General features: G+C 53.9%; 19 protein-coding genes and 2 tRNA genes. 3 read left to right on the forward strand and 18 right to left on the reverse strand.

Translation table 11 applies throughout. The features are described from left to right. The first annotated feature begins 2 nt into the window (after positions 1-2). Together PAGR_RS19050 and PAGR_RS19055 are read left to right on the forward strand one after the other, a co-directional pair. On the forward strand, positions 3-887 hold the full coding sequence (locus PAGR_RS19050; protein WP_014606745.1) for a U32 family peptidase: 885 nt from the start codon (positions 3-5) through the stop codon (positions 885-887). 112 nt (positions 888-999) lie between these two features. After that, complete coding sequence (locus tag PAGR_RS19055) at positions 1,000-2,010, forward strand: luciferase-like monooxygenase (protein ID WP_014606746.1); 1,011 nt, start codon at positions 1,000-1,002, stop codon at positions 2,008-2,010. A gap of 91 nt (positions 2,011-2,101) precedes the next feature. Here PAGR_RS19055 and PAGR_RS19060 read toward each other — a convergent pair whose 3' ends face one another. From PAGR_RS19060 to rlmE, 17 genes are all read right to left on the reverse strand, one after another. Further along, on the reverse strand, positions 2,102-3,994 hold the full coding sequence (locus tag PAGR_RS19060) for a DEAD/DEAH family ATP-dependent RNA helicase (protein WP_014595165.1): 1,893 nt from the start codon (positions 3,992-3,994) through the stop codon (positions 2,102-2,104). Then, entirely contained in the window at positions 3,987-4,067 is an 81-nt protein-coding gene (gene yrbN / locus PAGR_RS24400; RefSeq protein ID WP_100208641.1) for a protein YrbN, read from the reverse strand. Before yrbN ends, PAGR_RS19060 begins: the two co-directional genes overlap by 8 nt. Positions 4,068-4,171: 104 nt before the next feature. Next, positions 4,172-5,056: a lipoprotein NlpI gene (gene nlpI, locus PAGR_RS19065; protein ID WP_013024357.1), complete on the reverse strand. Its 885-nt coding sequence runs from the start codon at positions 5,054-5,056 to the stop codon at positions 4,172-4,174. 129 nt (positions 5,057-5,185) lie between these two features. Then, complete coding sequence (pnp, locus tag PAGR_RS19070; protein WP_014606747.1) at positions 5,186-7,315, reverse strand: polyribonucleotide nucleotidyltransferase; 2,130 nt, start codon at positions 7,313-7,315, stop codon at positions 5,186-5,188. Positions 7,316-7,621: 306 nt separating this feature from the next. Next, positions 7,622-7,891, reverse strand: coding sequence for a 30S ribosomal protein S15 (gene rpsO / locus PAGR_RS19075; protein WP_006121766.1), 270 nt, complete (start codon positions 7,889-7,891; stop codon positions 7,622-7,624). A gap of 123 nt (positions 7,892-8,014) precedes the next feature. Continuing rightward, the gene (truB, locus tag PAGR_RS19080; RefSeq protein ID WP_013024355.1) at positions 8,015-8,959 is read right to left on the reverse strand and encodes a tRNA pseudouridine(55) synthase TruB; all 945 of its coding nucleotides are present in this window, start codon (positions 8,957-8,959) and stop codon (positions 8,015-8,017) included. Then, positions 8,959-9,366: a 30S ribosome-binding factor RbfA gene (rbfA, locus tag PAGR_RS19085; RefSeq protein WP_014606748.1), complete on the reverse strand. Its 408-nt coding sequence runs from the start codon at positions 9,364-9,366 to the stop codon at positions 8,959-8,961. The genes truB and rbfA overlap by 1 nt, the downstream gene beginning before the upstream one ends. 65 nt (positions 9,367-9,431) lie before the next feature. Then, complete coding sequence (gene infB / locus PAGR_RS19090; protein ID WP_013024353.1) at positions 9,432-12,116, reverse strand: translation initiation factor IF-2; 2,685 nt, start codon at positions 12,114-12,116, stop codon at positions 9,432-9,434. Between the two features lie 17 nt (positions 12,117-12,133). Then, positions 12,134-13,621 (reverse strand): transcription termination factor NusA, encoded by a 1,488-nt coding sequence (nusA, locus tag PAGR_RS19095; RefSeq protein ID WP_014595162.1) that lies wholly within the window; start codon positions 13,619-13,621, stop codon positions 12,134-12,136. Between the two features lie 24 nt (positions 13,622-13,645). Beyond that, positions 13,646-14,098 carry a ribosome maturation factor RimP gene (gene rimP / locus PAGR_RS19100; RefSeq protein WP_006121761.1) on the reverse strand — a complete coding sequence of 151 codons (453 nt, stop codon included), beginning with the start codon at positions 14,096-14,098 and terminating at the stop codon, positions 13,646-13,648. A 211-nt stretch (positions 14,099-14,309) separates the two neighbouring features. Beyond that, positions 14,310-14,386 (reverse strand) — tRNA-Met (locus PAGR_RS19105). A 59-nt stretch (positions 14,387-14,445) separates the two neighbouring features. Next, positions 14,446-14,532: transfer RNA gene (locus tag PAGR_RS19110), tRNA-Leu, on the reverse strand. A 56-nt stretch (positions 14,533-14,588) separates the two neighbouring features. Beyond that, positions 14,589-14,924, reverse strand: coding sequence for a preprotein translocase subunit SecG (secG, locus tag PAGR_RS19115; protein WP_014606749.1), 336 nt, complete (start codon positions 14,922-14,924; stop codon positions 14,589-14,591). A gap of 218 nt (positions 14,925-15,142) precedes the next feature. Then, complete coding sequence (glmM, locus tag PAGR_RS19120; protein ID WP_014606750.1) at positions 15,143-16,477, reverse strand: phosphoglucosamine mutase; 1,335 nt, start codon at positions 16,475-16,477, stop codon at positions 15,143-15,145. 6 nt (positions 16,478-16,483) lie between these two features. Then, entirely contained in the window at positions 16,484-17,317 is an 834-nt protein-coding gene (gene folP / locus PAGR_RS19125; protein WP_014606751.1) for a dihydropteroate synthase, read from the reverse strand. A gap of 80 nt (positions 17,318-17,397) precedes the next feature. Then, positions 17,398-19,329, reverse strand: a complete 1,932-nt coding sequence (gene ftsH, locus PAGR_RS19130) for an ATP-dependent zinc metalloprotease FtsH (RefSeq protein ID WP_015701098.1) — start codon at positions 19,327-19,329, stop codon at positions 17,398-17,400. A gap of 113 nt (positions 19,330-19,442) precedes the next feature. After that, positions 19,443-20,072 carry a 23S rRNA (uridine(2552)-2'-O)-methyltransferase RlmE gene (gene rlmE / locus PAGR_RS19135; RefSeq protein ID WP_014595159.1) on the reverse strand — a complete coding sequence of 210 codons (630 nt, stop codon included), beginning with the start codon at positions 20,070-20,072 and terminating at the stop codon, positions 19,443-19,445. A gap of 126 nt (positions 20,073-20,198) precedes the next feature. Between rlmE and yhbY the strand changes: the two genes are divergently transcribed. Continuing rightward, entirely contained in the window at positions 20,199-20,492 is a 294-nt protein-coding gene (yhbY, locus tag PAGR_RS19140; RefSeq protein ID WP_013024345.1) for a ribosome assembly RNA-binding protein YhbY, read from the forward strand. 106 nt (positions 20,493-20,598) lie between these two features. Here the strand turns inward: yhbY and greA are convergent, their stop codons facing one another. After that, positions 20,599-21,075, reverse strand: a complete 477-nt coding sequence (gene greA, locus PAGR_RS19145; protein WP_006121754.1) for a transcription elongation factor GreA — start codon at positions 21,073-21,075, stop codon at positions 20,599-20,601. Positions 21,076-21,258 lie beyond the last annotated feature (183 nt).

A 21,258-nucleotide genomic window follows, 5' to 3' on the forward strand; every position in this document is an offset into this window, starting at 1 on the left:
CCATGAAATACTCTCTCGGCCCCGTGCTCTGGTATTGGCCCACCGCCACGCTGGAACATTTTTATCACCTCACTGCTGAAAGCAGCGCTGACATTGTTTGTCTTGGGGAAGCCGTCTGCAGCAAGCGACGCGCCACGCCTTTTGCCGCCTGGATGGATTTAGCACGAATGCTGTCAGCCCGTGGGAAGCAGGTGGTCATTAGCACGCTGGCTTTGCTGCAATCCCCTTCTGAGCTCAAAGAGCTACAGCGCTATGTAGAGAACGGCGAGTTTATTATTGAAGCCAACGACCTGGGCACCGTGAATATGGCGGCAGAGCGCAAGCTGCCCTTCGTTGCGGGGCCCACGCTCAATGTTTATAACGCCGATACGCTGCAGCTTTTAGTCAAAGAGGGCATGACGCGCTGGTGCTTGCCCGTTGAAATGCCGCGCGACTGGCTAGTGGAGCTGCTCCAGCAGTGTGAGACAAGGGGCATCCGCCAGCAGTTCGAGGTGGAGGTGCTGGGTTATGGTCATTTGCCGCTGGCCCTGTCAGCCCGCTGCTTTACAGCACGTTCGGAGAATCGCGCCAAAGATGCCTGCGAAACCTGCTGTATTCATTATCCTCATGGACGCCGGGTCCTCTCACAGGAATCGCAACAGGTTTTCGTCCTGAACGGTATCCAGACCCTGAGCGGTTACTGCTATAACCTGGGGAACGATCTGGTTGGTATGCACAACTATGTAGATATCGTGCGGTTGTCACCTCAGGATGAGGAAACCTTAAGCCTTATTGACCGTTTCCGCGCAAATGAAGAGGGGCAGGCGCCCCTGGATCTGGCGAAAAATCGGGACTGTAATGGCTACTGGCGCAAGCTGCCGGGCATGGTTTTGCATGCTGGAGACTGAAAGGCACATACAGGCAACATACGGCGAGTGTAAAAAGTTTTAATATGGCGGATGTTACGCAATACTTGATGGCGCAGGGTATGACACCTGCGCTATACACTCTGGAGTACTCATGTCTGAGAAAAAAAGCGTTCGCCTCTCCGTACTCGATCTTGCCCCTGTTCCTCAGGGTGCCACGCCTCGTGATGCGTTTCACCATTCACTCGCGCTGGCGCGTCAGGCTGAAGCCCTGGGATTCGAACGTTACTGGCTGGCTGAACACCATAATATGACCGGCATTGCCAGTGCCGCCACGTCTGTGCTGATTGGCTATCTGGCCGCGAACACCACAACGCTGCGTCTGGGTTCGGGCGGCATTATGTTGCCGAATCACGCGCCGCTGGTGATTGCAGAACAGTTCGGCACCCTCGCCTCGCTTTATCCCGACCGTATCGATCTGGGATTAGGCCGCGCCCCCGGCTCGGATCAGCGCACCATGCTGGCCCTGCGCCGCAACCTGTCGGGCATTCAGGCCGATACCTTCCCGGACGATGTCGCTGAGTTGATCGACTGGTTTGATGCGGAAGCCGGCGCGCAGCCACCTGTTCAGCCGGTGCCCGGCTTAGGCCTGAAAATTCCGGTGTGGCTGCTGGGTTCCAGCCTTTACAGCGCACAGCTGTCGGCCAAAATGGGACTGCCGTTTGCCTTTGCCTCGCACTTTGCACCGGACCAGCTTTTCCAGGCTCTGCATGTCTATCGCGAGAACTTTACGCCTTCAGCCCGTCTTGCCGAGCCGTACGCTACGGTGTGCATTAACGTGGTTGCCGCTGACAGCGAAAGCGACGCGCGTTTCCTGTTCACTTCAATGCAGCAGCAGTTTATTAATCTGCGCCGTGGCAAGCCGGGCCCGCTGCCTGCCCCGGTCGAGAACATGGACAGCCTGTGGTCGCCGTCAGAACAGTATGGCGTTCAGCAGGCGCTGAGCATGTCGCTGGTAGGGGATGTCGAGAAAGTGCGTCACGGACTGGCTTCACTGCTGCGTGAAACCCAGGCGGATGAGATTATGGTTAACGGTCAGATTTACGATACGCAAGCCCGTCTGCACTCGTTTAAGCTGGCGATGGACGCTGCACGCAGCCTGTAAAGCAGCAGCCGCCCTTCTGGGATAAGCCAGAAGCAGGACAAAAAAAGGGAAGCCCGCAGGCTTCCCTTTTTATTACGACGACTTAGCTCGCTTACGCGTCACGACGACGTGGTGCAGCCGCACCGTCTTCACGACGTGGACCACGACCGCCTTCGCGGTTGAAGCTGCGTCCGCCTTCACGACCACCTTCACGGCGCTCAGAAGAGAAACGACGCGGGCCCTGACCTTCAGGACGTGCACCGCCGCCACGACGTTCGCCAGCACCAGCGCCAGGACGACGCTCGCCACGGCCACCTTCGTGCGGCTGAGCATCACCCAGCAGCTGCATATTCATTGGCTTGTTCAGAATACGCGTACGGGTAAAGTGCTGCAGCACATCACCTGGCATGCCTTTCGGCAGCTCGATGGTGGAGTGCGTACCAAACAGTTTGATGTTACCGATGTAACGGCTGCTGATATCGCCTTCGTTGGCAATTGCGCCCACGATGTGACGCACTTCAACACCGTCGTCACGGCCCACTTCAATGCGGTACAGTTGCATATCGCCAACGTCACGACGTTCGCGACGTGGGCGGTCGCCATCACGGCTTTCGCGTGGACCACGTGCATCACGGCTCTCACGACGATCGTCACGCTCACGGAATTCACGACGCGCTGGACGTGGTGCATCAGCAGGAACGATCAGCGGACGCTCACCCTGTGCCATTTTCAGCAGCGCAGCAGCCAGCGTTTCGATATCCAGCTCTTCTTCAGGCTGCATCTTCGCCAGCAGCGCACGGTACTGTTCCAGATCGCTGCTTTCCAGCTGCTGCTGAACTTTTGCCGCGAACTTAGCCAGACGACGCTGACCCAGCAGTTCTGCATTTGGCAGCTCAACTTCTGGAATGGTCAGCTTCATGGTGCGTTCGATGTTACGCAGCAGACGACGTTCGCGGTTCTCTACGAACAGCAGTGCGCGACCTGCACGACCAGCACGACCGGTACGGCCGATACGGTGAACGTAAGATTCTGCGTCCATCGGAATATCGTAGTTAACAACCAGGCTGATACGCTCAACGTCCAGGCCACGGGCCGCAACGTCGGTAGCAATCAGGATATCCAGACGACCATCTTTCAGGCGCTCCAGCGTCTGCTCACGCAGTGCCTGGTTCATATCGCCGTTCAGTGCCGCACTGTTGTAACCGCTGCGCTCCAGCGCTTCAGCCACTTCCAGCGTTGCGTTTTTAGTGCGCACGAAAATGATCGCAGCATCGAAGTCTTCTGCTTCAAGGAAGCGAACCAGCGCGTCAGTTTTACGGCCGTAAGCCGTCCAGTAGCTCTGGCTGATGTCTGGGCGCGTAGTCATGCTTGACTGAATGCGCACTTCCTGCGGATCTTTCATGAAACGCTTGGTAATACGACGAATCGCTTCTGGCATGGTGGCAGAGAACAGTGCGGTCTGATGACCTTCTGGGATCTGCGCCATGATGGTTTCAACGTCTTCGATGAAGCCCATGCGTAACATTTCATCGGCTTCGTCCAGCACCAGACCACGCAGGTTAGACAGATCTAACGTGCCACGTTTCAGGTGATCCAGCAGACGGCCTGGAGTACCTACGACAACCTGTGGTCCCTGGCGCAGGGCGCGCAGCTGCACGTCATAACGCTGGCCGCCGTAAAGGGCAACCACGTTCAGACCGCGCATATGTTTAGAGAATTCGGTAACAGCTTCAGCTACCTGCACCGCCAGTTCGCGGGTCGGTGCCAGCACCAAAATTTGCGGTGCTTTAACAGTTGGATCGATGTTGTGTAACAGCGGCAGCGAGAACGCTGCAGTTTTACCACTCCCGGTCTGCGCCATACCTAATACGTCACGGCCCGCCAGCAGGTGAGGAATACACTCAGCCTGGATTGGGGATGGCTTGACATAGCCCATGCCGTTCAGTGATTCAAGGAGTTCGGCGTTCAGGCCAAGTTCTGCAAAAGTGGTTTGAATATCAGTCATGTAGTACACGTGCCTCGTTGATTGCGGCGGCCAGTCTACATAACTCGTCGTGAAAACTTTCAGTCATTTTCATCAAAAAGTGTGAACCGGCTCAAATTAGAAGTTTTGACGAACAGAAAAGCCCTCATCCCTGAAGATGATGACTTGACAGGTTTTACAGGCAAAAAAGTTCGTCAGCTATTGCTGGTCAGATTCTGATAAATCGTCTTGTGCCTGGCCGAGTTGCGCCAGTTCCAACAATGCGTATCGGTGTTCAACAAAGTTATTCACGTTGTTGGCAACCGCCAGTTTGAACAACGCTTCTGCGTTGTCCTTCTCCCCCAGACTTAGGTAATACTTACCTAAATAGAAGTTGGTTTCACTGAGATGTTCAGCGAGCGAGGTGTTATCCGTTGCGTCCGCCTTGAGACGTTCCATCAGTGTTGCTTCGCTGATGTCGCCCAGGTAGAACTCGACAATATTCCATCCCCATTGGTCCTTGACCGCTTTGTCGTAACGCTGCTTAAGCGCCACTTTTGCTTTGTCGGCATCCATCCTGCTTTCAACCAGGTAGAGCCACAAGCTGCGGAAAGGATCGTTAGGATCGTCTTGATAAAACGCCAGCAGATCATCTTGCGCTAACTTGTATCGACCGCCGTAATAGAGGGCGATACCACGATTTAAATGCGCATAGTTGTAAGTTGGATCAAGCTCAAGTACAGAATCAAACGCTTCATAGGCGGCATCAAAGTTGCCCGCCTGCGTTAAGTATATACCAAGATAGTTAAACACTTCTGGCATATCTGGTCTTATAGACAGCGCTTGCGAAAAATCGTTCCGCGCTAATGCCCTCAGACCCAAACTATCATACAACACTCCGCGCTCATATAACAGCTGTGCGCGTTCATCATCGGTAAGGGCTCGACTGGCAAGAATTTGTTCCATGCGAGCCAGAATCACTTCCTGTTGCAGTGTGGGCTGTAAAGGTACTGCAAGAACTTCGTTCTTACGCCAATTGGAGTTGCTGCATCCTGCCAGCGTCAAAGCTGTCGCAACAAAACACCAGCGCAAAAAAGGCTTCATTTCCCACTCCCGAATACAAACATTGGGACAACCATCCTGTTATCCGCCTGCTGTGCACAAGGATTCCCGCCCTCGCGATGACACAAAAGCCTCTCCCTGCCAGGCAAGGAGAGGCAAATCAGGAAAGACTTATTCAGCGTCAGGTGCGCTCTCAGCTGCAACAGCTTCAGGCTTGGTTTCTGTCGCTTCTTTGATGCTCAGACGTACGCGGCCCTGGCGATCGACTTCCATCACCTTCACCGGGACTTCCTGACCCATCTGCAGATAGTCAGTCACTTTCTCAACGCGCTTATCGGCGATTTGAGAAATATGCACCAGACCTTCTTTACCACCGCCGATAGCGACGAAGGCACCAAAGTCTACGATACGTGTGACTTTACCGCTGTAGATACGGCCCACTTCGATTTCTGCGGTGATCTCTTCGATACGACGAATCGCTTCTTTCGCTTTCAGACCATCGGTTGCTGCGATTTTCACGGTACCGTCATCTTCGATTTCGATGGTTGTACCGGTTTCTTCGGTCAGCGCACGGATCACAGAACCGCCTTTACCAATCACATCTTTGATCTTGTCTGAATTGATCTTGATGGTGTAAATGCGCGGTGCGAACTCAGAGATTTCCTGACGCGGCGTGCTGATAGCCTGTTCCATTACGCCCAGAATGTGCAGACGCGCACCTTTGGCCTGGTTCAGCGCAACCTGCATGATCTCGCGGGTGATGCCTTCGATTTTAATGTCCATCTGCAGCGCAGTGATACCTTCACGGCTACCGGCGACTTTAAAGTCCATATCGCCCAGATGATCTTCATCACCCAGGATGTCGGACAGGACAACAAACTTGTCGTCTTCTTTCACCAGGCCCATTGCGATACCCGCAACAGAGGCCTTGATTGGCACACCGGCATCCATCAGTGCCAGAGAGGCACCACAGACCGAGGCCATAGAAGAGGAACCGTTAGATTCGGTGATTTCAGAAACCACACGCACGGTATACGGGAAATCTTCAGCTTTAGGCATCACGGCCAGCACGCCGCGCTTCGCCAGACGACCGTGACCGATTTCACGACGCTTAGGCGAGCCCACCATACCGGTCTCACCAACGGAGTACGGAGGGAAGTTATAGTGGAACAGGAAGCTGTCAGTGCGTTCGCCCATCAGTTCATCCAGGTTCTGCGCATCGCGGGTGGTGCCCAGCGTCGCGGTCACCAGCGCCTGTGTTTCACCACGGGTGAACAGTGCGGAACCGTGTGTACGTGGCAGAACGCCCGTGCGCACGTCCAGACCACGGATCATGTCTTTTTCACGGCCATCAATACGTGGCTCGCCGTTCAGGATGCGGGTACGAACCACATTCTTTTCCAGGCTGTGAACGATATCGCCGATTTCGGCCGCATCGAGTGATTCATCTTCTGCCAGTAGCGCAGCAATGGTTTCGTCTTTAATGACGCCAACCTGGGTGTAACGCTCTTGCTTATCGGTAATGCGGTATGCATCGCTGATACGGGTTTCGGCCAGCGCCGCAACGCGTGAAATCAGTGCAGTATTTGCCTGCTCTGGCTGCCAGTCCCAACGCGGTTTGCCCGCTTCGGCAACCAGTGAGTTGATGTTTTCAATCACGATCTGCTGCTGATCGTGGCCAAACACCACCGCACCCAGCATCTGCTCTTCAGACAGGATTTCCGCTTCAGATTCCACCATCAGAACGGCGTTCTGTGTACCGGCAACCACCAGGTCCAGACGGGATGTTTTCAGCTCATCAGCCGTTGGGTTCAGTACGTACTGGTCATTGATATAACCTACGCGTGCCGCACCGATAGGGCCGTTGAAAGGCAGACCTGACAGCGCCAGGGCTGCAGAAGCACCGATCATGGCAACGATGTCCGGGTGAACCTGTGGGTTAACTGAAACAACGGTCGCAATAACCTGCACTTCGTTGACGAAACCTTCCGGGAACAGCGGACGCACCGGACGGTCAATCAGACGTGAAATCAGGGTTTCGCCTTCGCTTGGGCGACCTTCACGACGGAAGAAGCTACCTGGGATACGACCAGCAGCGTAAGTACGCTCCTGATAGTTAACGGTCAGTGGGAAAAAGTCCTGACCTGGCTTGGTTTTTTTCTGACCAACAACGGTGACAAATACTGCGGTATCGTCCATGCTCACCATCACGGCGGCGGTCGCCTGGCGAGCCATCATGCCGGTTTCCAGCGTGACGGTATGTTGACCATATTGGAATTTGCGTACGATCGGATTAAGCAAAATCAAAGTCCTTAACATCGGGGCAGTGCTATATTGAGCCTGCCATTGATTACCGATCCTCGTTGCATCCTCGCGACTAATGACAACCCTTAACCGCCCCTGCGGTAAAAGCCTCTCATTAGCCGCGCGAACCTCTGCAAACAAAGATCACACCCAACAACAATACATGAGTTTGCTCAGGATTGCTGCGCATTGCTCGAAAAAAGGGGCCATAAAGGCCCCCTTTTCATGAAACTCGCACAAATCAGATCGCCAGTCGGGTTTTAGCGCACTTAAGTGGCATCCCTGACGACCCGATTTTAAGACTTAGCGACGCAGACCGAGACTTTCGATCAGGCTGCTGTAGCGTGCAACGTCTTTACGCTTCAGGTAGTCCAGCAGCTTACGACGCTGAGATACCATGCGCAGCAGACCGCGGCGGCTGTGGTGGTCTTTCTTGTGCTCAGAGAAGTGGCCCTGCAGATGGCTGATCTGCGCGGTCAACAGTGCAACCTGAACTTCGGTTGAACCGCTGTCGTTAGCACCACGACCATATTTAGCAACGATCTCTGCTTTAGCTTCTACGCTTAGAGACATAATAAACTCCAGTTAAATGAATGTATGGGCGCCGATCTCTAATTCAGCATCCCGCTTTAAAGCCGCGCCATTCTACTCTTCGCCAGAGGGCAACGCAAATGCCCAACGCGGAAAGCGCACAACTTAATTCTGATACTCCACCACTAAACGGCGGGGAGCAATTCGGCCATCCTCGGCAATTTCAGCCATGCCGATAAATTTGCCCTCTTCACCTTCGGTGACGCGGACTAAGCCCTGGGCTGGCGCCTGACTGGCGTGAACCGGCTGACCCTGCTTAAAGTACGCGGCGACATCGGATGAGACGTTAACCGCCGGATAATCGGACGCCGGGCTGTCCATTGGCAGAAGCAGCGGATCAAGGTGCTGCGCCAGATCTTCACCTGCCTCACTGGCGCGATGCTGCAGTGCCTGGAGCTGCTCCAGTGTGACCATCTTCTCAAACGGATAACGGGCAACCTGTACCCGGCGCAGCATGATGACGTGCGCACCGCAGCCAAGCTTCTCGCCCAGATCGTCAATAATGGTGCGAATGTAGGTGCCTTTGGAACAGTGGACGTCCAGCTCCAGCTCATTGCCCTGCCAGCGAATAAACTGCAGCGCATAAACGGTAATCGGGCGGGGTTCACGTTCGATGGTGATGCCTTCACGTGCGTACTCATACAGTTTTCTGCCCTGATGTTTCAGTGCAGAAAACATGGAAGGCACCTGCATGATATCGCCACGAAAACTGTCCAGCGCCGTGTCGAGTTCTGACTGAGTGAAGGTCACAGGACGAGTCTGCACCAGATTGCCGTCCGCATCGGATGTATCGGTGCGTTCACCCAGGCGGGCAATCACACGATAGCGCTTATCGGAGTCCAGCAGATACTGAGAAAACTTGGTGGCTTCACCCAGGCAAATCGGCAACATGCCGGTGGCCAGAGGATCGAGCGCGCCGGTATGTCCTGCACGGTTAGCGTTGAAAATACGCTTGACCTTTTGCAGGACATCGTTGGATGACATCCCTTGTGGTTTATCCAGCAATAAGACGCCATGGACGTCGCGACCGCGACGACGAGGACGGCTCATTACGCCTCCTCGTCATCGTCCGTGGCCTCAGGACCACGACGCTCAACGTCTTTTTTCACCACGTTGGTGACGAGGTTAGACATGCGCATCCCTTCGATCAACGAGTTGTCGTAGAAGAAGGTCAGTTCCGGCACGATACGCAGGCGCATGGCTTTACCCAGCAGCGTGCGGATATAACCCGAGGCTTCTTTTAACGCTTTCAGGCCATTTTGTACGGCTTCTTCATCTTTATCATTGAGGAAGGTAACAAACACTTTGGCGTAAGCGAGGTCACGGGATACCTCAACGCCAGAAACGGTCACCATCATGCCCAGGCGCGGATCTTTAATTTCACGCTGCAGGATCATGGCTATCTCTTTTTGCAGCTCCTGCGAAACACGCTGCGGACGGCCAAATTCTTTCGCCATTTTTATTTCTCCCAAATAATTCGGGAGGCCAGCGGCCTCCCAAATTGCATCATTAACGCTAAGACTTAAGCGATAGTGCGTTTAACTTCAATCACTTCGAAGACTTCGATCATATCGCCGACACGAACGTCATTATAGTTCTTCACGCCGATACCGCACTCCATGCCGTTACGCACTTCGTTCACGTCATCTTTAAAGCGACGCAGTGATTCCAGTTCGCCTTCGTAGATCACCACGTTATCGCGCAGTACGCGGATTGGGTTGTGACGTTTGATATTGCCTTCCGTCACCATACAACCTGCCACTGCACCAAATTTCGGTGATTTGAACACGTCACGCACTTCAGCCAGACCGATAATCTGCTGTTTGTACTCTGGAGCCAGCATACCGCTCATCGCGGCTTTCACTTCGTCAATCAGGTTATAGATGACGGAGTAGTAACGCAGATCCAGGCTTTCAGCATCGATCACGCGGCGCGCGGACGCGTCAGCACGAACGTTGAAGCCCAGCAGGATAGCGTTGGATGCCGCTGCCAGCGTGGCGTCGGTTTCGGTGATCCCACCTACGCCTGAACCGACAATCTTCACCTTCACTTCGTCGGTGGAGAGTTTCAGCAAGGAGTCGGAGATCGCTTCCACAGAACCCTGTACGTCGGCTTTGAGCACGATGTTCAGTTCGGACACTTCGCCTTCGGTCATGTTCGCAAACATGTTTTCCAGCTTAGATTTCTGCTGACGCGCCAGTTTCACTTCGCGGAATTTGCCCTGACGATACAGTGCCACTTCACGCGCTTTCTTCTCGTCACGTACCACGGTCGCTTCATCACCCGCTGCCGGTACACCGGACAGGCCGAGGATCTCAACCGGGATTGAAGGACCCGCTTCCATCACTTCGCGGCCCAGTTCGTCACGCATCGCACGGACACGGCCGTATTCGAAGCCGCACAGAACGATGTCGCCCTTGTTCAGCGTACCTTCGCGTACCAGCACGGTGGCAACCGGACCACGACCTTTGTCGAGGAACGATTCAATCACCACGCCGCTCGCCATACCTTCACGGATAGCGGTCAGCTCAAGGACTTCAGCCTGCAGCAGGATAGCATTTAACAGGTCATCGATACCGGTACCCGCTTTCGCAGAGACGTTAACGAACATGTTTTCGCCGCCCCACTCTTCGGGGATGATCCCGTACTGCGTCAGCTCGTTTTTAACACGATCCGGATCGGCTTCTGGCTTATCGCACTTGTTCACCGCAACCACTACCGGCACTTTCGCCGCTTTGGCGTGCTGGATAGCTTCAACGGTCTGTGGCATCACGCCATCATCCGCCGCGACGACCAGGATAACGATATCCGTTGCCTGCGCACCACGTGCACGCATCGCGGTAAACGCGGCGTGGCCCGGGGTATCCAGGAAGGTTACCATGCCGTTTTCAGTTTCGACGTGATACGCACCGATGTGCTGCGTAATACCGCCCGCTTCGCCAGAGGCGATTTTGGTCGAGCGGATATAGTCCAGCAGGGAGGTTTTACCGTGGTCAACGTGGCCCATGATGGTCACGACCGGCGCACGGGATTCCTGTGCGGCATCGGTATCACGATCGTCCATTACCGCTTCTTCCAGCTCGTTCTCACGACGAAGGGTCACTTTGTGGCCCATTTCTTCGGCAACCAGCTGTGCGGTTTCCTGGTCGATGACCTGATTGATGGTCGCCATGGCGCCCATTTTCATCATCGCTTTAATGACCAGTGAACCTTTGACGGCCATTTTGTTAGCCAGTTCGGCAACGGTAATGGTTTCGCCAATGATGACATCACGGTTAACCGCCTGCGCTGGCTTGTTGAAGCCCTGCTGCAGTGCGCTTGGTTTGCGATGCTTACCGCCTTTACCGCCACGAACCTGCGCACGCGCTTCTTCGCGGTCAGTTTTGGCTTCTGAATGCTTGTTGCCTTTTTTCACCGGACGGGCAGCTTTCGCACTGCGGGTACGGGCACGGCCTGCTTCAACCTGACGATCGTTCTCGTCTTCGGCCTGGCGGGCATGCGTAGAGGTGGTGACGTGATAGTCGCCCTTATCCTCTTCTTCAGGCTTTTCCCATTCAGCCGCTTTTTCTACGGCTAAACGGCGGGCTTCTTCCGCAGCGAGGCGGGCAGCCTCTTCCAGCTTACGGCGCGCTTCTTCTTCCGCTTTACGCTTCAGTTCGGCGGCTTCCGCTTCACGACGTGCTTTATCGGACTGCGCGGCCTTGGTCACTTCGTCGGTAGGTTGATTAGTCACTTTCTCATTTTCCGCTGCTGCACGCTTGGCCTTTTCAGCGGCTTCGCGCCTGGCTTTCTCTTCGGCTTCACGTTGCGCTTTCTGTTCCGCTTCACGACGCGCTTGTTCAGCGGCCTCGCGTTGCGCCTGCTCTTCCGCTTCACGCTGTGCCTCAGCTTCCGCTTCTGCCTGAGCTTGCTCAGACTCTGCATCACCTTTCACGTACGTACGCTTTTTGCGGACTTCGATTTGCACCGACTTACTTTTACCCCCGGTGCCAGGAATATTCAAGGTGCTACGCGTTTTGCGCTGCAATGTCAGTTTGCCTGAACCGGCCTGACCATGCTTCAGGTGAGACAGTAAGGTTTCTTTCTCGTGCTGGGTCACCGCATCATTTTCAGACTTTGGGATCCCCGCATCAGCAAACTGCTGTACCAGGCGATCGACCGAAGTCTGAATTTCTGCTGCCAGCGATTTTACGGTTACATCTGTCATGCTGTTCCTTCCTGTTATTACGCGTCATCGCCGAACCAGCAGATATTGCGTGCGGCCATAATTAGCGCGCCAGCTTGCTCATCAGTCAGCCCTTCAATATCCGTCAGGTCGTCAACACCTTGCTCGGCGAGATCTTCCAGCGTGCAAACGCCTTTCGATGCCAGACGGAAAGCCAGTGCACGATCCAGACCTTCGAGATTCAGGAGGTCTTCTGCAGGTTCCTGATTACCCAGGCTCTCTTCTTTTGCCAGTGCCAGGGTGGTTAACGCATTTTTTGCTCGTTCACGCAGGGCTTCAATGGTCTCTTCGTCGAGGCCGTCAATTTCCAACAGCTCGTTGATTGGCACATAGGCCATTTCTTCCAACGTTGAGAAGCCCTCTTCCACCAGAATGGTGGCGAACTCTTCGTCGATGTCGAGATGTTTAGTGAACATATCGATCGCCGCATGTGCTTCAGCCTGATGCTTGGCCTGCAGATCATCGACGGTCATCACGTTCAGCTCCCAGCCACTCAGCTGTGAAGCCAGACGCACGTTTTGGCCATTACGGCCGATCGCCTGGGCCAGATTGCCAGCCTCAACAGCGATATCCATCGTGTGGTTATCTTCATCAACCACGATTGACGCCACATCGGCCGGAGCCATGGCGTTAATCACAAACTGTGCCGGGTTGTCGTCCCACAGCACGATATCGATTCGCTCGCCGCCCAGCTCACTAGACACTGCCTGAACACGCGCACCGCGCATACCCACACAGGCACCAACGGGATCGATACGTTTGTCATTGGTTTTTACTGCAATTTTGGCACGCGAACCCGGATCGCGGGCAGCGGCTTTAATTTCAAGGACTTCTTCGCCAATTTCTGGCACCTCAATGCGGAACAGTTCGATCAGCATTTCAGGTTTAGAACGCGTCACAAACAGCTGCGCGCCGCGTGCTTCAGGACGCACGGCATACAAAACGCCGCGGATACGGTCGCCCGGACGGAAGTTTTCACGTGGCAGCATGTCTTCACGCAGGATCACGGCTTCAGCATTGTTGCCCAGGTCCAGCGAGATGTTGTCGCGGTTAACTTTTTTCACCACACCGGTGATGATTTCGCCTTCCTGCTCGCGGAACTGATCCACCACCATCGCACGTTCGGCTTCGCGCACTTTTTGTACGATAACCTGTTTCGCCGTCTGCGTCGTGATACGGTCAAACGTAACAGATTCAATCTGGTCTTCTACGTATTCGCCCAGATTGAGAGACTCGTCTTCGTAGCGCGCCGCATCCAGCGTAATTTCGCGCGTGGGCTGCGTAACCTGCTCTACGATTTCCCAACGACGGAACGTGTCGAAATCGCCGCTCTTACGGTCGATGCTGACGCGTACGTCAATTTCCTGCTCGTACTTTTTCTTGGTCGCAGTCGCCAGCGCGCTCTCCAGCGCTTCGAAGATTTTCTCACGCGGCAGGGCTTTTTCGTTAGAAACGGCTTCTACAACAGCTAAGATCTCTTTGTTCATCCTGGTTAGCCTCAATCCGGACTTTTAAAAGTGGGGGACCAGGTTCGCTTTCTGAATATTACTCAGCGCGAACACCTCGTCGTTACCCTCAACGTTTACCGTTATCATCTCGCCCTCAACAGACTTGATGATTCCCTGCCATTTACGGCGGTTTTGAACGGCCATACGCAGCACCAGGCTCACCTCATCGCCGGTAAAGCGTGCATAATGTTCTGCAGTGAACAGAGGACGATCGAGCCCCGGTGAGGACACTTCAAGGTGGTAAGGCACCGTGATGGGATCTTCCACATCCATCACCGCACTCACCTGGTGGCTGACGTCCGCGCAATCGTCAACATTGATGCCATCTTCACTATCAATATAGATGCGCAGGGTTGATGTGCGACCACGAACGAATTCAATTCCGACCAGTTCGTAGCCGAGCGCTTCTACCGGAGCAGATACCAACTCTGTCAATTTTTGCTCTAATGTGGACAAGCCCACCCCCAAGACATAAAAAAAGGGCCTATAGCCCAGTATTACGATTCGCTAATAACAAAAAACCCCGAATATTCGGGGCTTTTTATCACTGGACCCTGTATGCCGCACTGCGGCCCGGACGCCCATCCAAAAGAATTTTTTTCAAAATTCGCTGCTTATGCGCCCGTCGATGCACACAGTATATTTGAAAAAGAACTCTAAGGGAAAGTGGTTGCGGGGGCCGGATTTGAACCGACGACCTTCGGGTTATGAGCCCGACGAGCTACCAGGCTGCTCCACCCCGCGTCCGAAAACGTGGCGAATATTACGCCGAACATGCATAAAATGCAAGTAATACTAAGATTTGGTACCGAGGACGGGACTTGAACCCGTAAGCCCTTTCGAGCACTACCACCTCAAGGTAGCGTGTCTACCAATTTCACCACCTCGGTACTGCACTGACTGCGACGCTGTTCTGCCGCTTTTTCCTGACGCTATATTGCTGCTATTAGTGCGGGATATCATTGCCCGGCGTAGCCGGTTTAGCTGGCTGAGTCTGCTGTTGAGACTGAGCTGGCGCAGTGAGGTTTTCCCACTCGCTTCCTTTGGACGTCTTGTTACTGTTCAGGTTACCCAGAATCAGGCTGATCACGAAAAACAGCGTAGCCAACACTGCGGTCATGCGAGTCATAAAGTTACCCGACCCGTTAGAACCAAACAGCGTGCCAGACGCGCCTGCACCAAATGATGCTCCCATATCAGCGCCTTTGCCTTGCTGCAGCATAATAAGACCCACAAGGCCAATCGCTACAATAAGGAAAACAACTAACAGAGCTTCGTACATAATCAACCTGTTTCCTTGCGCGTAATCCGCACAGTTAAAGCTTCAACCAATATGACGGGGAGTATGTTCATCACCCATCAGAAGCGGGTGTGAATACTAACCAATGGAGCATACCTCTGCAAGTGCAATTTAGCTGTGGCAGGCTGATTGCAGAAAAAAGCGCCAGTGCGATGATTTTACAGGCAGGAACAGCACGCTGTCCCGGCCTGTCACCTGCGTCAGACCGCTTTCACCGCATCCGCAATCTGGTTAGCTAGCGCAGTGACCTGGGCTGCATCCTCGCCTTCTACCATCACGCGGATTAACGGCTCCGTACCGGATTTACGCAGCAGCACGCGCCCACGGCCGGCCAGGGTTTTCTCCACGTCCTGCGCCACGGTTTTCACCGTTTCGCTTTCCAGAGGATCGTGTTCACCCGTAAAGCGCACGTTGACCAGCACCTGAGGCAGCATCTTCATCCCAGTGCACAGGTCATGCAGGCTCATGTGATTGCGCACCATCGCAGTAAGCACTTGCAAACTTGCTACGATCCCATCACCGGTAGCGATTTTATCCAGCAGAATCACGTGGCCTGAGTTTTCAGCGCCGAGCCGCCAGCCTTTTTCCTGTAATTTTTCGAGCACATAGCGGTCACCTACTTTGGCCCGCACAAAAGGAATGCCTAACTGCTTCAGCGCCAGCTCCAGCCCCATATTACTCATCAGCGTGCCGACAACGCCGCCGCGCAGTTGCCCCTGACGCAGGCCTTCACGGGCGATGATATACAGAATCTGATCGCCATCGACCTTCTCGCCCAAGTGGTCCACCATCATGATGCGATCGCCATCGCCATCATAGGCCAGGCCGATGTCCGCTTTCTCGGCCAGAACGCGCTGCTGCAGCATTTTCAGATCGGTCGCACCGCACTCTTTGTTGATGTTCATGCCATCAGGCTGTACACCAACGGCAATCACCGTTGCGCCCAGCTCACGCAGGACATTCGGCGCGATGTGGTAGGTGGCACCGTTAGCACAGTCCACCACAATTTTCAGGCCACTCAGGCTCAGCTCACTGGGGAAGGTGCCCTTACAGAACTCAATGTAACGTCCGGCGGCATCCACAATTCGGCTGGCGCGACCCAACAGGGATGATTCCACACAGGTCAGCGGCTTTTCCATTTCCAGTTCAATCGCTTCTTCTACATCATCAGGTAGCTTGGTGCCTTCGGCTGAGAAGAACTTAATGCCGTTGTCGTCAAAAGGGTTATGGGAGGCGGAGATAACAATACCGGCCTCAGCGCGAAACGTGCGGGTCAGATAGGCAATGGCAGGCGTCGGCATTGGGCCGGTAAACGCCGCTGACAGCCCTGCGGCGGCCAGTCCTGCCTCCAGTGCAGATTCCAGCATATAGCCCGAAATGCGAGTATCTTTGCCGATAATGATTTTTTTTGAACCGTGGCGCGCCAGCACTTTGCCCGCAGCCCAGCCGAGTTTTAAAACAAAATCCGGGGTAATCGGAGACTCTCCCACTTTGCCGCGAATACCATCTGTACCAAAATATTTACGATTACTCATGCTCTATCATCCTTTAGCTCTTTGTGTCGCCTCGACCACCCGCATCGCCTCGACCGTTTCTTTTACATCATGAACGCGAATAATGTGTGCTCCCTGCATGGCGGCGATCACCGCGCAGGCCAGGCTGCCGGTCAGACGCTGGCCAGGCCCGACATTCAGCAACTGACCAATCATTGATTTTCGTGACATGCCAACCAGCAGGGGCAGACCAAAATGGTGAAATTCGCTGAGTCGAGCCAACAGTTCATAATTGTGGCTGAGATTCTTACCGAAACCGAAGCCCGGGTCGAGCAGCAGATTCTCTTTTTTTATTCCGGCCGCCTCGCAGCGGGCCAGTTGCTCAACGAAGTAAGCATCCACTTCGCTGACGATATCTTGATAGGCCGGTGCCTGCTGCATGGTGCGTGGATCGCCCTTCATATGCATCAGGCATACCGGCAAGCCAGTCGCGGCGGCGGCGGCCAGCGCTCCTGGTTCAGACAGAGAGCGCACGTCATTGATGATGTGTGCCCCCACGCTCGCCGCTTCCCTGATGACCTCAGCCTTAGAGGTATCCACGGAGATCCAGACTTCAAAGCGCTGAGCGATTGCTGCCACCACGGGGATGACCCGCTCAAGTTCTTGCTCAACGCTGACCTCATCCGCGCCGGGACGCGTAGACTCGCCGCCCACGTCGATAATGGTTGCGCCGGCATTCACCATTTCATTGGTATGCGTGAGTGCATCCACCAACGCATTGTGTTTACCACCATCCGAAAAAGAGTCCGGCGTGACGTTAAGAATGCCCATCACATGTGGAAACGACAAATCAAGATGGGAATCACGGGCGAACAATTTCATGGTGATGTACTCCTTGTAGCGCAATCTATAGATGTAAAAAACCCCGGACCAGCCGGGGTTTTATTAAAAGACGTGAAGTCTTATTTGTCGAACTGTTCTGACATGGTGTTGCCTGGATTTGGCGTACGCGGCTCATCGACCGGACGCGGTGCCTTTGGCGTACCATTGTTATCAGAATTGCTGCTGGTGCCGGGATCTTCCCAGCCCGCAGGCGGACGCACTTCACGGCGAGCCATCAGGTCGTCAATCTGCGGTGCATCAATGGTTTCATACTTCATCAGCGCATCTTTCATGGCATGAAGGATGTCCATGTTTTCACCCAGAATCTGACGCGCACGCTGGTAGTTCGTATCAATCAGGTGTTTAACTTCCTGATCGATAATACGCGCGGTTTCATCTGACATATGCTTGGCTTTCGCCACAGAACGGCCGAGGAACACTTCACCGTCTTCTTCTGCATACAGTAACGGACCGAGTTTTTCAGAGAAGCCCCACTGGGTCACCATGTTACGTGCCAGGTTGGTCGCCACTTTGATGTCGTTTGATGCGCCGGTTGAGACATGCTCAACACCGTAGATGATTTCTTCTGCCAGACGACCACCGTACAGGGTCGAAATCTGGCTTTCCAGTTTCTGACGGCTGGCGCTAATCGCATCGCCTTCAGGCAGGAAGAAGGTCACACCTAATGCACGACCACGCGGGATAATGGTGACTTTATGCACCGGATCGTGTTCCGGCACCAGGCGACCAATAATGGCGTGACCGGCTTCGTGATAAGCGGTGGACTCTTTCTGCGCTTCCGTCATCACCATGGAGCGGCGCTCTGCACCCATCATGATCTTGTCTTTGGCTTTTTCGAATTCCACCATCGATACAACGCGCTTGTTGCTGCGGGCAGCAAACAGCGCGGCTTCGTTTACCAGGTTAGCCAGATCGGCACCTGAGAAGCCCGGCGTACCGCGCGCGATGATCGCCGCGTCGATATCCGTCGCTAATGGCACGCGGCGCATGTGCACTTTCAGGATCTGCTCACGGCCACGCACGTCTGGCAAGCCAACAACAACCTGACGGTCAAAGCGGCCCGGACGCAGCAACGCGGGGTCAAGCACGTCTGGACGGTTGGTTGCGGCAATCACGATGATGCCTTCGTTGCCTTCAAAACCGTCCATCTCAACCAGCATCTGGTTCAGGGTTTGTTCACGTTCATCGTGACCGCCACCTAAACCGGCACCACGCTGACGACCGACCGCATCGATTTCATCGATAAAGATAATGCACGGTGCCGCCTTCTTGGCCTGTTCAAACATATCGCGCACACGAGATGCACCGACACCGACGAACATTTCAACAAAGTCAGAGCCCGAAATGGTAAAGAAAGGCACTTTCGCTTCGCCGGCAATCGCTTTTGCCAGCAAGGTTTTACCGGTACCCGGCGGGCCAACCATCAGCACGCCTTTCGGAATTTTACCCCCGAGCTTCTGGAAGCGGCTCGGCTCACGCAGGTATTCAACCAGCTCACCGACTTCCTCTTTCGCTTCGTCGCAGCCTGCAACGTCAGCAAAAGTGGTTTTAATCTGATCTTCCGTCAACATACGGGCTTTGCTTTTACCAAAGGACATCGCGCCTTTGCCACCGCCGCCCTGCATTTGACGCATGAAGAAAATCCACACACCAATCAGCAGTAACATTGGGAACCATGAAATGAAGATAGATGCCAGCAGGCTCGGCTCTTCAGGTGGTTCACCAACCACTTTGACGTTCTTGGTCAACAGGTTATCGAGTAACTTGGGGTCATTGACAGGAATGTAAGTGGTGTATTTATTGCTGTCTTTTTTGATAACGTTAATTTCACGCCCGTTAATACGTGCCTCGCGGACCTGATCCTGGTTCACTTCCGACAGGAAGGTTGAATAATCAACCCTACGGCCATTCGACTCGCTGGGCCCAAAGCTCTGGAAGACCGACATCAGCACGACCGCGATGACTAGCCAGAGAATCAGGTTTTTCGCCATGTCACTCAAGGGATTAACCTCATATTACAACGGTGTTAACAGATAGCGTAGGGTACTATAGATCCTTCGTACATGGAATCGCAGCAGGAATGCCGGGTTATCCATCACGTCGGTTACAGTTTGCGCCCAGTCGCCACAATATAAACTTCACGTGAACGTGAACGTGAAGCGTCAGGCTTACGTATTTTCACTTTCGTAAACAGGGAGCGAATTTCCCGCAGGTATTCATCAAAGCCATCTCCCTGGAACACTTTCACAACAAAACTGCCGCCTGGAGCCAAAATATCACGGCACATATCCAACGCCAGCTCAACCAAATACATCGACCGGGGAATATCTACGGCAGGTGTACCACTCATATTCGGTGCCATATCCGACATGACGACCTGGACCTTCTGCTCGCCCACACGTTCAAGTAATGCTTTGATCACCGATTCTTCACGAAAATCACCTTGAAGGAAATCGACACCAACAATAGGATCCATCGGCAGAATATCACAAGCGATAACGCGACCTTTGGACCCAATTTGCTGTACCACATATTGCGACCAGCCGCCGGGTGCAGCACCCAGATCTACCACGGTCATCCCGGGTTTGAAAAGCTTGTCACCCTGTTGGATTTCATCAAGTTTAAACCAGGCGCGCGAACGCAACCCTTTTTTCTGTGCCTGGAGCACGTATTTATCGCTAAAGTGTTCCTGTAGCCAGCGGCTGGAGCTGGCTGAACGCTTTTTACCGGTCATAAAATTTCCAACTAAATCGTCATCGTAGCGATAAATCTGCACGCGATAGGCTGCGTCGATTTGGCGATATACCCGAGATGGCGGTAGAATGAACCGTTTTCAATCCCCGAGTAAGTAAATAATACGATGAATCTAAGTACCAAACAAAAACAGCACCTCAAAGGCCTCGCCCATCCGCTCAAGCCAGTCGTCATGCTCGGAGGCAATGGCCTGACCGAAGGTGTACTGGCTGAGATTGAACACGCGCTGGAACATCACGAATTGATCAAGGTGAAAATTGCCTCTGAAGAACGTGAAACCAGGCAGCTGATCGTTGAAGCTATCGTACGTGAAACCCGTGCCAGCAACGTTCAGGTCATTGGCAAAACGCTGGTGCTGTATCGCCCCGCTAAAGAGAGCAAAATTTCTCTGCCACGCTAGGTGGGCAAAGAAAGTGCCATGCTCTTACATGGGATAAAAGGCCGCAGCGCGGCCTTTTTCCTTTCTTTACACTGTACGGCAATGCTTTTCAGACAATTGCACCCTGTCAGATGTACTCCACCTTCAGGATTTCGTACTCGACATCGCCGCCTGGCGTTTTGATAATCGCCACGTCATCGGCTTCTTTCCCTACCAGGCCACGGGCCATCGGCGAGTTAACAGAAATCAAATTCTGCTTAAAGTCTGCCTCATCATCACCCACGATGCGATAGGTAAACTCTTCATCCGTGTCCACGTTCAACACGGTTACCGTTGCGCCAAAAATCACGCGGCCGGTTTTCGGCATCTGTGTGACGTCAATGACCTGCGCATTAGAGAGTTTGGCTTCAATCTCCTGAATGCGTCCCTCACAGAACCCCTGTTCTTCACGCGCGGCGTGATATTCGGCGTTCTCTTTCAAATCGCCGTGCTCGCGGGCCTCCGCGATGGAGGCAATAATGCGCGGGCGCTTCACCGTTTTCAGCTCATGCAGCTCTTCGCGCAGCCTTTCAGCGCCTCTTAACGTCATCGGAATCTGGTTCATTTTAGCTCCTCGTCATCATTCCTGTTTCACGGTGCATCCTGACCGGTGACTGCAGAAAAAAGCGTTCTGCGGCGCAAGACCTCGTTTTGCAAATAAAAGAAGACTGACCCGGAAAGTGTTCCAGGCCAGAAAAGGTTTTGCAATTTGATACGTATTTTAACCCAGAGTTCCCTGCGGGTCATC

It is taken from the genome of Pantoea ananatis PA13 (genome assembly GCF_000233595.1).
GTDB lineage: Bacteria > Pseudomonadota > Gammaproteobacteria > Enterobacterales > Enterobacteriaceae > Pantoea > Pantoea ananatis.

What these genes read in the sequence shown, in the direction of transcription:
- PAGR_RS19050 (WP_014606745.1), top strand. Translation starts at nt 3, where the DNA reads ATGAAATACTCTCTCGGCCCCGTGCTCTGGTATTGGCCCACCGCCACG.
- PAGR_RS19055 (WP_014606746.1), top strand. Translation starts at nt 1,000, where the DNA reads ATGTCTGAGAAAAAAAGCGTTCGCCTCTCCGTACTCGATCTTGCCCCT.
- PAGR_RS19060 (WP_014595165.1), bottom strand. Translation starts at nt 3,994, where the DNA reads ATGACTGATATTCAAACCACTTTTGCAGAACTTGGCCTGAACGCCGAA.
- yrbN (WP_100208641.1), bottom strand. Translation starts at nt 4,067, where the DNA reads ATGAAAATGACTGAAAGTTTTCACGACGAGTTATGTAGACTGGCCGCC.
- nlpI (WP_013024357.1), bottom strand. Translation starts at nt 5,056, where the DNA reads ATGAAGCCTTTTTTGCGCTGGTGTTTTGTTGCGACAGCTTTGACGCTG.
- rpsO (WP_006121766.1), bottom strand. Translation starts at nt 7,891, where the DNA reads ATGTCTCTAAGCGTAGAAGCTAAAGCAGAGATCGTTGCTAAATATGGT.
- truB (WP_013024355.1), bottom strand. Translation starts at nt 8,959, where the DNA reads ATGAGCCGTCCTCGTCGTCGCGGTCGCGACGTCCATGGCGTCTTATTG.
- rbfA (WP_014606748.1), bottom strand. Translation starts at nt 9,366, where the DNA reads ATGGCGAAAGAATTTGGCCGTCCGCAGCGTGTTTCGCAGGAGCTGCAA.
- infB (WP_013024353.1), bottom strand. Translation starts at nt 12,116, where the DNA reads ATGACAGATGTAACCGTAAAATCGCTGGCAGCAGAAATTCAGACTTCG.
- nusA (WP_014595162.1), bottom strand. Translation starts at nt 13,621, where the DNA reads ATGAACAAAGAGATCTTAGCTGTTGTAGAAGCCGTTTCTAACGAAAAA.
- secG (WP_014606749.1), bottom strand. Translation starts at nt 14,924, where the DNA reads ATGTACGAAGCTCTGTTAGTTGTTTTCCTTATTGTAGCGATTGGCCTT.
- glmM (WP_014606750.1), bottom strand. Translation starts at nt 16,477, where the DNA reads ATGAGTAATCGTAAATATTTTGGTACAGATGGTATTCGCGGCAAAGTG.
- folP (WP_014606751.1), bottom strand. Translation starts at nt 17,317, where the DNA reads ATGAAATTGTTCGCCCGTGATTCCCATCTTGATTTGTCGTTTCCACAT.
- ftsH (WP_015701098.1), bottom strand. Translation starts at nt 19,329, where the DNA reads ATGGCGAAAAACCTGATTCTCTGGCTAGTCATCGCGGTCGTGCTGATG.
- rlmE (WP_014595159.1), bottom strand. Translation starts at nt 20,072, where the DNA reads ATGACCGGTAAAAAGCGTTCAGCCAGCTCCAGCCGCTGGCTACAGGAA.
- yhbY (WP_013024345.1), top strand. Translation starts at nt 20,199, where the DNA reads ATGAATCTAAGTACCAAACAAAAACAGCACCTCAAAGGCCTCGCCCAT.
- greA (WP_006121754.1), bottom strand. Translation starts at nt 21,075, where the DNA reads ATGAACCAGATTCCGATGACGTTAAGAGGCGCTGAAAGGCTGCGCGAA.